The sequence below is a fragment of the Novosphingobium sp. ZN18A2 genome (assembly GCF_036784765.1).
In the GTDB taxonomy this organism is placed as follows: Bacteria; Pseudomonadota; Alphaproteobacteria; order Sphingomonadales; family Sphingomonadaceae; genus Novosphingobium.
Map to the genome: position 1 here is coordinate 2,468,823 of NZ_CP136651.1, position 11,936 is coordinate 2,480,758.

General features: G+C 56.8%; 9 protein-coding genes and 1 pseudogene. 7 read left to right on the forward strand and 3 right to left on the reverse strand.

What is annotated here, in order from left to right:
- The first annotated feature begins 261 nt into the window (after positions 1 to 261).
- Genes RXV95_RS11755 through RXV95_RS11770 form a run of 4 tightly spaced genes read left to right on the forward strand, consistent with a single transcriptional unit; the run spans position 262 to position 4,668 of the window.
- On the forward strand, positions 262 to 468 hold the full coding sequence (locus tag RXV95_RS11755; RefSeq protein WP_338466235.1) for a CopG family transcriptional regulator: 207 nt from the start codon (positions 262 to 264) through the stop codon (positions 466 to 468).
- The gene (locus RXV95_RS11760; RefSeq protein ID WP_338466236.1) at positions 465 to 1,367 is read left to right on the forward strand and encodes a site-specific DNA-methyltransferase; all 903 of its coding nucleotides are present in this window, start codon (positions 465 to 467) and stop codon (positions 1,365 to 1,367) included. The genes RXV95_RS11755 and RXV95_RS11760 overlap by 4 nt, the downstream gene beginning before the upstream one ends.
- The gene (locus tag RXV95_RS11765) at positions 1,364 to 4,084 is read left to right on the forward strand and encodes an N-6 DNA methylase (RefSeq protein ID WP_338466237.1); all 2,721 of its coding nucleotides are present in this window, start codon (positions 1,364 to 1,366) and stop codon (positions 4,082 to 4,084) included. Before RXV95_RS11760 ends, RXV95_RS11765 begins: the two co-directional genes overlap by 4 nt.
- Positions 4,081 to 4,668 (forward strand): hypothetical protein, encoded by a 588-nt coding sequence (locus RXV95_RS11770; protein WP_338466238.1) that lies wholly within the window; start codon positions 4,081 to 4,083, stop codon positions 4,666 to 4,668. Before RXV95_RS11765 ends, RXV95_RS11770 begins: the two co-directional genes overlap by 4 nt.
- A gap of 364 nt (positions 4,669 to 5,032) precedes the next feature.
- On the opposite strand, the gene istB is transcribed toward RXV95_RS11770, so the two are convergent.
- Positions 5,033 to 5,812 (reverse strand): IS21-like element helper ATPase IstB, encoded by a 780-nt coding sequence (gene istB, locus RXV95_RS11775; protein ID WP_338466239.1) that lies wholly within the window; start codon positions 5,810 to 5,812, stop codon positions 5,033 to 5,035.
- A pseudogene (gene istA, locus RXV95_RS11780) lies at positions 5,802 to 7,321 on the reverse strand (IS21 family transposase). Before istA ends, istB begins: the two are co-directional and overlap by 11 nt.
- A 512-nt stretch (positions 7,322 to 7,833) precedes the next feature.
- Here istA and panB point away from each other — a divergent pair.
- Positions 7,834 to 8,646: a 3-methyl-2-oxobutanoate hydroxymethyltransferase gene (gene panB, locus RXV95_RS11785; RefSeq protein ID WP_338466240.1), complete on the forward strand. Its 813-nt coding sequence runs from the start codon at positions 7,834 to 7,836 to the stop codon at positions 8,644 to 8,646.
- Positions 8,647 to 8,896: 250 nt separating this feature from the next.
- Here panB and RXV95_RS11790 read toward each other — a convergent pair whose 3' ends face one another.
- Positions 8,897 to 9,847 carry a GlxA family transcriptional regulator gene (locus RXV95_RS11790; protein WP_338466241.1) on the reverse strand — a complete coding sequence of 317 codons (951 nt, stop codon included), beginning with the start codon at positions 9,845 to 9,847 and terminating at the stop codon, positions 8,897 to 8,899.
- Positions 9,848 to 9,956: 109 nt separating this feature from the next.
- Between RXV95_RS11790 and RXV95_RS11795 the strand changes: the two genes are divergently transcribed.
- Positions 9,957 to 10,385: a tautomerase family protein gene (locus RXV95_RS11795; RefSeq protein WP_338466242.1), complete on the forward strand. Its 429-nt coding sequence runs from the start codon at positions 9,957 to 9,959 to the stop codon at positions 10,383 to 10,385.
- Positions 10,386 to 10,627: 242 nt separating this feature from the next.
- Positions 10,628 to 11,845, forward strand: coding sequence for an alpha/beta fold hydrolase (locus tag RXV95_RS11800; protein WP_338466243.1), 1,218 nt, complete (start codon positions 10,628 to 10,630; stop codon positions 11,843 to 11,845).
- The last annotated feature ends 91 nt before the right edge of the window (positions 11,846 to 11,936 follow it).

Here is an 11,936-nt window from a genome sequence, read left to right on the forward strand (position 1 = left end):
TCCCGCGATGGCGGGTGGAGCGAGGCAGCGGATTTCGGACTGTGCGCTGTCTGTTTCGTCAGCGCGCCGCGGCAGTTCGCAAGGCGAGATGTTCCAAGATGGGGACCAAATAGCCACCACGTGGACACGAGCTAAAAGCGCCAACGGCGAGAAGCGACAGAGCTTGCACACCCCCGACCTCATCGTCCACGTTCGTTATTTGTTCTGCCCTATTGCAAAGTGCCTCAGTGTGCTGCAAGGTGCAGCAAAAGGGGAATCGCGATGGCAGCCAAAAATCGTGTCACGGTCAATCTTGAGGACGAAGAATACGAAGCCCTCGTCGACGTTGCGACGAGAGCCGATCGCTCGATTGCGTGGGTTGGAAGGCAGGCAATCGTGGAGTTCCTAGCGTCTCAAGAAAGGAAGGAAGTGCCCCTCCTCGCGGCTGCAGGAACGGGCAGTTCATTCCTTGGAAAGCCGAAGGGATGAAGTATCTCGGCGGCGACATTTACCAGGGTGATTGCCTTGATGTTATGGCTGACTTGCCCGATCAGTCGGTTGATTTAATCCTTTGCGATCTGCCATATGGCACCACGCAAAATAAGTGGGACAGCGTTATTCCGCTAGACGAGCTTTGGTCCCAATATCGAAGGATCATCAAGCCAAAAGGCGTGATCGCCTTGTCATCGCAGGGCATCTTTACGGCGCGACTGATGCTGAGCAATGAGGCTTGGTTCAAATACAAATTCGTGTGGGTGAAAAGCAAGCCGACGAACTTCCTCAACGCGCGTCGGCAACCCCTTCGACAGCACGAGGACATCTGTATTTTCTACGGCAGGCAGCCGGATTACAGGCCAGTCATGTCGAAAGGTGAACCTTACGACAAAGGCACGCGCAAGGCGCAGTATACCGGAAGCTACGGGGACTTTAAGCCTGTCCAGGTGAAGAGTGATGGCGAGCGGTTTCCGACAGATACTCTCTACTGCAAGACAGCTGAAAGCGAAGCTGGTGGCCGAGTCTGGCACCCCACCCAAAAGCCTGTGGCGCTCGGGCGATACCTCATTCGAATGTTCACAGGCGAAGGGGATGTGGTGCTCGACAATGCATTCGGCAGCGGAAGCTTTCTTGTCGCCGCGGCACTTGAGGGGAGGCGCTTTATCGGGATTGAAAGGAATGAAGAAGTCCACCTCTTCAAGGAAGAGCGGATCGACTATATCGATGTGGCAAAAGAACGGCTTGCTGAGGTCGAGGCAGCTATGAAAGCAATGCAGCCGCCGCCGCCGCTCTTTTCTGCCTTGCAGCCGGCGGCAAGAGCTGGCCAGCCCAACCGACGCGGTATGGTAGATGTTGATGCCGTGATCCGCGATGCCGAGAGGCAAGCGGTATGAATGGCGGGGCCGCGACCTACAACGAGAGGTCCTGGGCGATAGACCTAATCGGCCACCTCAAACATTTGGCCACGGCCAATAACCGCTCCATTAAGGATGCGGGCGGGGAGCAGACCGTGAAGGCGGAAGGGGGAAGCCTGTTCCCCGATGTGCTTCTGTTCGGGGACCGCGCCACAGCGCGGATTCTGCAAGGCTGGGAATTGAAGATGCCCGACACGGGCATTGATGATTTCGAGTTTCGCGACAACGCCGAAACGAAGGCCCGTGCGCTCGGTCTCGATAGCTTCCTGCTTTGGAATGTCTCTTATGCTCATCTGTATGTCCGCGATGCGGCAACGGATGAATATGTGCGCAGCCACGCCTGGGACGATCTGGCCGACGTAACGACGCGCACTGCCGTTGTCGGAAACCGTAAACGCTGGGAAGCGCTGGCCGGCGAAATCTTCCGCCACCTTAATGACCTTTTTGACCGTGGCTCCCTTCAGGGTCGTCAGTTCATCGACGCCTATCGAAGCGGTGGCGTCACTGCGCTTATCATGGAGAATGCAGGTTCTGTCGCGGAAGTGCTGATCGCCGCAGCCCGCAGGGACGCGCGTTTGCGCGCGGAAATGGCGCTTTGGTGGGATCGCTCGCGAGCTGAATACGCTGGCGGCACAATGGAGCAGGTGCTTGCGCAGGCCGTGATCTCGAACTGGATCGGAAAGATTCTGTTCGGGCATATTTTGCGCGAAAAGGACGCCAGAGCGCAGCGGGTTGCCGCAATCGACGATGAAACGACGCCAGAGGAAGCGCTGGCACTGTTCCGTCAGCTCTCCGAAGATTGCAATTTCTGGACGATCTTCTCGGACAGCATTGGTTTGTCGGTGATCCCGAATGTCGTTTGGGATCAGCTCAAGCAATTCAACAAGCTGCTGTCTGACCTGCGCGTGGGCTCCGTCGACCAAGGGCAGCTATCGGGTGTTCTTGAGGCGACGGTGGAAGTGGCCGTGCGCAAACTGCGTGGCCAATATCCAACGCCAATCGAGCTTGCTCGCCTCCTAGTCCATCTGTGTGTCCGCGATACCGTCGATGACAGGGTGCTCGACCCGTGCTGCGGAAGCGGCACGATCGCGCGGGCTGCGATGGAACAAAAGATTACCGCAGGGGTGGCCGCTGATCGTGTGGCGGCAACAGTCTTTGCGGGGGATCAAGATCCCCAGGCCGTGCAGATCGCGACGTTCGCGCTCGCGAAGCCGAGCCTTATGCATATGCCGCTGCGCATCTTTCAGCGGGACGCCTTCACGCTGGAGCCAGCAACGGCGATTGACTTCCGCAATCCAACCGACGGGACGGTCTTTACGGAAGCCTTGGGTAATTTCGAGGCGATAACGAGCAATCTGCCTTTCGTCGCCCAGGAGGGCCGCAAGCAGTATGGCAATGCCCTCGATCGCGTGACCGCAGGGATGGGCGAAGAGGGGGAGCGGTTTACGCGCCGCGCTGACGTTGCTGCTTATCTGCCCTTCTCGCTGCATCCGCTCCTCGTGGACGGCGGGCGCCTTGGCATCATCATTACGAACGCCTGGCTTGGAACGGATTGGGGTGATGCCTTCTACAACCTGCTTGGCCGCTATTATGATCTGAAGGCGGTCGTGACTTCGGGCGCGGGCCGGTGGTTTCAGAATAGCGAGGTCGTCACTAACATTTTGGTGATGGAAAAGAAGACTGATCCGGCCCAGCCAAGTGGGGATATCAAGTTCGTCGTGCTGACCCGGCCACTGGAGGAACTGGCCGACGAAGAGGCGGTGCAAATCGCGGCCGCACAAATCGAACTTGGCCAGACTCAGAACGATACCATGACCATCCGCGCGATCAGCCCTGCTGATCTTGATCGGTTTCGGCGTATTGGTCTTGGCGGGAATGCGCAGTTTTCTGACTGCGATTGGGTCCTCGGACTGCCTCTCACGCCGTTGAAGGACCTGTTCACGGTGCGTCGGGGGGAGCGGCGAGGCATGAACGCACTGTTCTATCCGCGTGCCGGCCACGGGATCGAGGCCGAGTATATCAAGCCTTTGGCCAAAAGCCCCACGGACTTCTCGCGGCTGCGCTGCCCCGCAGCAAAGGAAGCGTTTTCGTGCTCTCGCACCGAAGAGGAGCTTGCTGCGCTCGGGCACACCGGTGCGCTTAATTGGATCAGGCGATTCAAGACGCCGGAGAACATGGCGAAGCTGGGGACCAACGGTCTGCTTTGGTATGAGATGAAGGCGGACACGCTGACTGATCTTGTGATGTTCATAAATTACGGTGATCGTTTGTTCGTTGGCCGGGTCGATCCGCCAGCCTTTGCTGACCAACGGTTGGTCAGGCTGGAGCCAAAGGGCGCGGTGGATATCGACCTTGCCCACGCGCTGCTCAATTCCACGATCTCGATGTTTATCATTGAGGGTATGGGCTTCGGTCGAGGGCTTGGAGCTCTCGATTTGAATAAGGATCGGATCGAGGACTATATGCAGCTCCTCGATCCGGGTCAGCTCGATCAGGCGGGGATCGACGCGATCAAGGCCGCATTTTCGCCGTTGCTCGCGCGTGACGTTCTCAACGTCGCTGACGAACTGGAGCAGGCTGACCGGCAGGCCTTTGACGATGTAATCATCGCAGCGTTCGGCTTGGGCATCGACCGGCAACGGATTTACGATGCGCTTCTGTCACTTGTGGAGATACGCCGGACAGCTCTGGAATGATGCACGGCGATGACGACTTCGATGCCGGGGCAGGAGACCTTTTGTCACCACTGACCGAAATGGAGTTCTTGCAGCTTTTGCTCCGTGACCTTCATGATGATCTGCCTGGCCGGATCACAAGGATGCGCTACCTCGGAGATCAAGCAGGCACCTTGGGGTCTGCCGGCACAATAATTTTGGGCGGTTCACCCGCCTATAATGCATTCGCGGAAGCCCGATCCTCCTTTGTGAACGGCAACTATGCCGCAACGATCATTCTTTGTCAGGCGATGGCCGAGAATCTGCTCGCTGCGGCTATCCAACTAGACGGTGGCTCGGTTCCAAATCGCGTGGCGTTTGCCGAGACTTTGCGTCTTTGCGAGGGCAAGGGGTATCTCACCGGCCACGACAGTGCTGAGCTCAAGAAGCTCGCAAACCTGCGAAATCCGCTCGCCCACTATCGTAGCTTGGACGATCCCTCTCACGTTGACCGCCGGTCAATGACCGAAAAAGCGCATTTCCTTGAAATCTTGGAGCGTGATGCATTCTTTGCCATTGCGCTAATCATGCACATGTTGGGGGAAAAACCATTTCGAGTGGGTTAGCTCGTCATTCCTGAAATGTTTGCGTCGATTCCTTGTGCCGGAGGAACGCCAGCGTGTGGCAGGTGCGAATTTTCGGCCTCAAGATCGGCGCTCCGATATCTCTGCTCAATGAATGCAGTATGACGGATTTCCACAGGCGAGAGCAGGGCGTTGCCGATGCGATGGGCGATGGGACACGAGTAGTTCTGGTCAGAGATAGCCGTAACGTCGCCCGCCAGGTGCTGTCGTTGTCACAAACTCACCATGGATGGCCTTCGATTGTGCAACTAAATTCTTGATGTTGATTTCCGTTGAGAGTTGACCCGGGATTTTCATCGAGAAGTGACCCGGTTGGATGTGTGTTTCCCGCGATGAGCGGGTAGGGTCAAGCGGGTGATTGTTCCTTTCTGGTTTTGGGAGCCGCGGAGCTGGCCCGGAACCGGAAGCTGTCGTTGCCGGTTTCCAGGATGTGGCAGTGGTGGGTGAGCCGGTCGAGCAGTGCGGTGGTCATCTTGGCATCGCCGAACACGCCAGCCCATTCGCTGAAGCTGAGGTTGGTGGTGATGATCACGCTGGTCTGCTCGTAGAGCTTGGAGAGGAGGTGGAACAGCAGCGCCCCGCCTGACGGGCTGAACGGCAGGTATCCGAGCTCGTCGAGGATTACGAGGTCGAGGCGCAGCAGGCGCTCGGCAAGCTGGCCAGCCTTGTTCATGGCCTTTTCCTGTTCAAGCATGTTGACCAGGTCGACGGTGGAGAAGAACCGTGCCTTCCTGCGGTGATGTTCCACGGCCTGTATACCCAGGGCAGTGGCCATGTGAGTCTTGCCGGTTCCAGGGCCACCGATCAGTACGACATTGTCAGCGCCATCGATGAACTCGCCACGGTGCAGTTGGCGCACCAGGGCCTCGTTCACTTCGCTGGATGCGAAGTCGAACCCGGCCAGATCCTTGTAGGCGGGGAACCGGGCGGCCTTGATCTGGTAGGCAATGGACCGGACCTCGCGTTCTGCCATCTCGGCCTTGAGCAACTGCGAGAGGATCGGCACGGCGGCATCGAAGGCCGGGGCGCCCTGGGCGATGAGATCGCTCACCGCCTGGGCCATGCCGTACATCTTGAGGCCGCGCAGCATGACCTCCACGGCAGCGCTGGCGGGATCATGACGCATGGCGCAGCCCCCGCAGATTATCATAGCGGCCGACGTCGGCGAGCGGCTCCTGGGCAAGGCGCAGGGCTTGTGGCGCGTCGATGGGTGTGCTGGCGGCGCCTTGCCGTCGGTCAGCCGATGCAGGATGTTGAGCACATGGGTCTTGGTCGGAACACCGCCCTCCAGCGCCAGTTCGACGGCGCACAGCACTGCCTGTTCGTCATGGTGCAGGACCAGCGAGAGGATCTCGACCATCTCCCGGTCGCCGCCGGGCCGCTTGAGCAGATATCCCTGCAACTGGCGGAACGCATCGGGCATCTCGGTAAACGGCGCGCCGTTGCGCAGAGCGCCAGGCTTGCGCTGGATCACCGCCAGATAGTGCCGCCAGTCATAGATGGTCCGCCCGGGAAGATGATGGCCCCGCTCGATGATCCGCTCGTGCTCACACAGGAACCGGCCCTCGGCGGCGATGACGATCCGGTCCGGGTAAACCCGCAGGCTCACCGGGCGGTTGGCGAAGGAGGCCGGCACCGAGTAACGGTTGCGCTCGAAGTTTACGAGGCAGGTCGGCGATACCCGCTTGGTATGCTCGACGAAGCCGTCGAAGGGCCGCCCCAGCGGCATCAGGCTGGCGACCTCCGCGGCATGCACATCGGCGATGCTGCCGGGCAACGCGCCATGTGCGATCTGCCCCCATTGCGCGATGCAGCGTTCTTCGAGCCAGGCATTGAGCGCATCGAGATCGGGGAAGCTGGGCATCGGCTGCCATAGCCGGCGGCGGGCATCCTGGACGTTCTTCTCGACCTGCCCCTTCTCCCACCCCGAAGCCGGATTACAGAACTCGGGCTCGAACAGGTAATGGCTGGCCATGGCCGCGAACCGGGCGTTGACCTGTCGCGCCTTGCCACTGCCGATCCGATCCACCGCGGTCTTCATGTTATCGAAGATCCCGCGCTGCGGCACACCGCCGAGCACCCGGAAGGCCTGGGTCAGCGCATCGAACAGCATCTCGTGGGTCTGGAGCAGATAGGCCCTGACGATGAACGCCCGGCTGTGCGACAGCTTGGTGTGCGCCACCTGCAGCTTGGTCTGCTTGCCGGCAATGATCGCCCAGTCCTCGCTCCAGTCGAACTGGAACGCTTCGCCTGGCTGGAACACCAGCGGCACGAAGGTCCCGCGCCCGCTGGTCTGGGAATCACGCTGCCGGTCGGCCTTCCAGTTGCGCGCAAAGGCCGCAACACGGCCGTAGGAACCATCGAAGCCCAGGGCGACGAGATCGGCGTGCATCTGCTTCACCGTGCGCCGTTGCTTGCGCGAGCGGCCAGCCTCGATCCGCAACCATCCCGCCAGCTTCTCGGCAAACGGGTCCAGCTTGCTTGGCCGGTCGGGCACCTTGAACCTGGGCTCAACCGCACCGCTGCGAAGATACTTGCGGATCGTATTACGCGAGAGACCGGTCCGTCGCTCAATCTCCCGGATCGGCATCCCATCACGGAAATGCCAGCGCCGGATTACGCTCAGTAACGCCATGTCGATCACTCCATAATCCCCCGACGCCAAAGCCAGGGGAAAGGTCAGAACATGGGTCACTTCTCAGTGGAAATTTATGCCTCTCCCGGGTCAACTCTCAACGGAAATCAACAATCTGGACTATGGAGCCAAAGCGACAAGGGCAACATCCATGCCGGAAGCGTTTGTCATCGCCTCCACGCTCAAATGCGAAAGGAAAACTCGCGTTCGCGAACTGCTCGATAGCTGTCAAGGCAATGGTGGGATCGGTTAGTGCGGAGCTGATTGCAAGATTGCATTCGGCTACGCGCAGGCAGGCAGGATTCGTCTGGCCTTCCGCATCGTCTTCGGCGGTGACTGCTATGCGGCACAGGTAACATTAAGGGTTCCCCCCACCCGTTGCAGGTTTTTTGTGCCCTTTCTCTAAAATGATGTGGATCCATCAATCTCGACTCCTTGAAATAGAGCAATTCAGCAGCAGCAATGGCCCTAGCTGCACCATGTGGTTGTCGAGCTAAGATTTAAGGATTTTCATGATGTCAAAGTTATCAAATCTCAAAAGGTTGACTGCACCGGATGTTTTTGCACGAAAAAATGCCCAGCCGATTGTGATGCTTACGGTATACACGGCCAGAATGGCCCAACTCTTGGATCACCATTGCGACGTATTGCTGGTGGGAGATAGTCTCGCCCAGGTTGTCTACGGTTACGATTCGACATTGCCGGCTACGCTTGAAATGATGATCGCGCATGGACAGGCTGTCGTGCGTGGATCGAAAAAGGCATTGGTCGTAGTCGACTTGCCGTTTGGGTCCTATGAAGAAAGCATAGAGCAAGCTTTTCGGTCGGCATCTATGCTGATCGACAAAACTGGTGCCGGTGCCATCAAACTTGAAGGTGGCCAAGCCATGGCGCCGACTATCGAGTTCCTCACGAAGCGCGGGATACCGGTCATGGCTCATGTTGGATTGACCCCGCAGGCTGTAAATGTGCTCGGGGGATATTCAGTTCGCGGGAGAGGGAATTCGGAGTTTTCCAGTATCTTGGATGATGCGAAAGCCGTCAGCGAAGCGGGTGCCTTCTCCGTCGTGACTGAAGCAATCTTAGAAAGTCTCGCCGATTCAATTACAGATACAATCGTCTGCCCAACTATCGGGATTGGCGCTTCGGCAAGATGTGATGGTCAGGTACTCGTCGTCGACGACATGCTGGGAATGTTTGAAAAGAACGCCAAGTTTGTGAGGCGGTTCGATAACCTGGCGCACCGGATAGACCAGGCTGCCGATGCCTATGCAAGATCGGTAAGGGAACGCATTTTTCCAGCCTCCAACAATTGCTATAATTGAAGATTGATTGCGCCTTTAGAACGAAGGTCGGGAGGATTTCTCAGGAGTTCAAACAGTAGCTGAGTGAGCACGTCTATGGCTCGAAACGTCGGACTTGCGCTGATTGGCGGTTGTCCAAGCGATGCTTTGGTTCGACGCCCCTGATTTGGGCATGATGGGAGCCGCGGCTGGGTTTAGCGATATCGAAAATTTGCAGCGTGCATGATGCATGAGCGACTTCAGTCTCTCAGTCGCCAAAGCGGAACTGTCGTCACTGAGATGCATCATCATAGCTTCTGTGAGGAATCTGACGAAATCTTCGCGGCGAGTGGCCGTAAGCGCGAATGAAGGCCCGGCGCATTCTATCGCGGTCCTGAAAACCGGACTCGCTTGCGACAGTCTCCAGCGAATGTCGTCCATTCTCAATAAGGATCTGCGCTGCCTCCAGACGAAGACGCTCAACTGCTTTGGCGGGCGAATGACCGGTCTCTTGCCGGAATGCTCTGCTGAACTGACGCGGGCTGAGGCTTGCAACATGAGCGAGTTCCTCAACCGATAATGGATTTGCCAGGTGCTCCTTGGCATATATCAAGGCCCGTTGAATGCGATCTGATCTTGGTTCTAATTCAAGAAGCGCAGAAAATTGCGATTGGCCGCCCGGCCGACGATGATAGACGACTAGATGGCGCGCAACGCAGCGAGCGGTATCGCTGCCGTGGTCTTCTTCGATTAGAGCCAAGGCCAGGTCAATCGCCGCCGTCATCCCAGCGGATGTCCAAACCGGGCCGTCCGCAACGAAGATCCGATCGTCATCCACCTTAATTGCAGGAAACTTCTTGCGAAGGGTCGCAGCGTGCCCCCAATGGGTCGTTGCTACGCGTCCGTCGAGAACGCCTGCTTCGGCGAGTGCAAAAGCTCCGGTGCAGATACCTGCTACCCGTCGCGCCTGATTTACCGCGCCTGCAATATAGGCGCATAGTGAGGGACTAGCTGGCCGTGGTCTTGATTGCCCCACTACCATCAGTGTGTCGGGTACGGTCCCAAGGGGTTCTGTAACAACAGATACCCCTGACGAGGAACAAACCGGTCCGCCATACTCGGACAGAATTCTACATCGATAAGCTTGGATTTGCAGCACAAAATTAGCGAAATCGAAGGGTGTGACGGCCGCTAGGCCCATGAGTTGAAAGTGGTCCTGCAGAACAATTCCAATCGTCTTCATTCTTTGATTGCTATGGCTCATTTTGCCGTTTTTATGACATTTCAGCCAAGGGGCACAACAGCTAAGACCCATCCACGAGCGGTCCAGCTCCATTCTTGGAGACAATGTTATGCCACTGTGGAAGATTTATCATCCGGTCAACGCCTTTTCCGATGTCGACAAGAAGGGAATTGCGCAGGCCATTACAAGTGTTTACCAAAATTTTATGCCGCGATTTTACGTTGGTGTGACTTTTCAGGAAGTATCGGAAAGCAACATCTATATCGGCGGCGAGCCTCATTCTGAATTTATACGAATTTCGATTGACCATATCGCGCGAACATTTCAATCTGTTGATTTGAAGATTACATTCTTTAATAGAATAAATACTTTGCTGGAACCATGGATCGAAAGTCGCGGTTACGACTGGGAAATGCATGTCGACGAGACGCCCTTCGACCTCTGGACAATTCAGGGCCATTTCCCCCCTCAAGAGGGTACACCTGACGAGCGGCGATGGATGGAAGAAAATCGGGCCTCGGCGCGGACCCACGCCTAAAGCCTGGCATCGTTCCAGCGAAGCCTTTGTGTCCGGCGGGTTGCGCTGTAAACTATTTGTCCACAGGCGATACCGAACGGAAGTTAACCGGTCAGTGAGAGCCGTTGTCGTGGTTTGGGCTTGTTCACAAGGCCTAGGACACCGTCGTGACTGAAATCGCATTCTGACTTTTGGTGCGGTTGACCAGAATGCAGCAAAGAACCAAGAGCCGAACCCAGATTGAACTTGATGCAAGGTGTTTGATGTATAACAGGATTTCCTACAGGTTCTTTCTCGCGCTGGCGCTGTTTCTGTCCTGCGCCCTGTCAAGCCAATCCTCGGCAAATGCTGGGATCACGACTGGAAACGGCGCCGCAAATCCGCCTGATAGCTATGCAAAAGCACGGTCAATTATTGCCGACGTGCAAAAGATAGTCACGCCAAATGGAATAGACGAAACAAGCGTCGTCGTTCTAGGCGGTTCGCGGCAGGTGATCAATATTCGTGGAGAAAATCGCGACAACCCAATTCTTCTGTACATTCACGGTGGGCCGGGTTCTGTCGAAATGCCAATGGCATGGACGTTCCAACATCCCTGGGAAGATTTTTTCACGGTCGTGCAGTGGGACCAGCGAGGCGCTGGACGGTCTTATCCGCTCAACGATCCCAAGAAGATCGCTCCGACACTGCGATTGGAGCGCTATCGGGACGATGCGATCGAACTGATCGAGCAGCTGCGAGCAAAGTTCGGCAAAAAGAAAGTGTTCGTTCTAGGTCACAGTTTCGGATCGGCCATCGGCCTTGCCGTCGCAGAAAAGCGGCCCGACTTGCTCTACGCCTATATCGGCATGGGACAATTGATCGACTTCCGTGAAAATGAGCGTGTGGGCATGCAGCATACCCTCAAAATCGCTCGCGAACGCGGTGATGAGCCTGCCGTAAAAGCCATCACCTCCTTAGCGCCATATCCAGACGCTGGCCCCTTCACGATTAAGCAGGCGGACGCATGGAGGGTTTGGGCAAATAAATACGGTTCGCTGGCGGGCTTGCGGCCAAACGCGGATTTTTATTTTGATTCGACAAAACTTTCGCCTCTCTACACCCCAGCAGATCGTATCGCATGGGGAAAAGGGAGCGAATTTACTGTCACTACCTTGTGGCCACGCCTTGCGAACGTATCATTTAGTAAGCTTCACAAGCTCGACGTGCCGGTGATGTTTCTATTGGGACGGCACGACAACACAACGCCCTCAAGTATTGCCGCCCGCTGGTTAAGCAAATTGTCCGCACCCCAAAAGACCATTTGCTGGTTTGCGTACTCTGGACATTTGCCCATGATCGAAGAGCCCGGAAAGACGCTTTTGGCCCTGCTTATAGCAAAGCAGAGCGTCAAAGAGGGAAGATCAACGAATCCAATCAACCCACTGGCTGGTTCTTTTTGTAAGAAGCTACGCGGCCCAGAAGGCGCCACAATTCGCTGAGTGAACAAATGGCCGGTTTCGAGGATCAATATCCAAACACTGGAAGACCGCTTTGTTGGCACCTTCGACCTTATGTACACTGTGGAGTTAG

Excerpts from the sequence above, each read along its gene's own strand:
- RXV95_RS11755 (WP_338466235.1), top strand. The coding sequence starts at position 262 with ATGGCAGCCAAAAATCGTGTCACGGTCAATCTTGAGGACGAAGAATAC.
- RXV95_RS11760 (WP_338466236.1), top strand. The coding sequence starts at position 465 with ATGAAGTATCTCGGCGGCGACATTTACCAGGGTGATTGCCTTGATGTT.
- RXV95_RS11765 (WP_338466237.1), top strand. The coding sequence starts at position 1,364 with ATGAATGGCGGGGCCGCGACCTACAACGAGAGGTCCTGGGCGATAGAC.
- RXV95_RS11770 (WP_338466238.1), top strand. The coding sequence starts at position 4,081 with ATGATGCACGGCGATGACGACTTCGATGCCGGGGCAGGAGACCTTTTG.
- istB (WP_338466239.1), bottom strand. The coding sequence starts at position 5,812 with ATGCGTCATGATCCCGCCAGCGCTGCCGTGGAGGTCATGCTGCGCGGC.
- panB (WP_338466240.1), top strand. The coding sequence starts at position 7,834 with ATGATGTCAAAGTTATCAAATCTCAAAAGGTTGACTGCACCGGATGTT.
- RXV95_RS11790 (WP_338466241.1), bottom strand. The coding sequence starts at position 9,847 with ATGAAGACGATTGGAATTGTTCTGCAGGACCACTTTCAACTCATGGGC.
- RXV95_RS11795 (WP_338466242.1), top strand. The coding sequence starts at position 9,957 with ATGCCACTGTGGAAGATTTATCATCCGGTCAACGCCTTTTCCGATGTC.
- RXV95_RS11800 (WP_338466243.1), top strand. The coding sequence starts at position 10,628 with ATGTATAACAGGATTTCCTACAGGTTCTTTCTCGCGCTGGCGCTGTTT.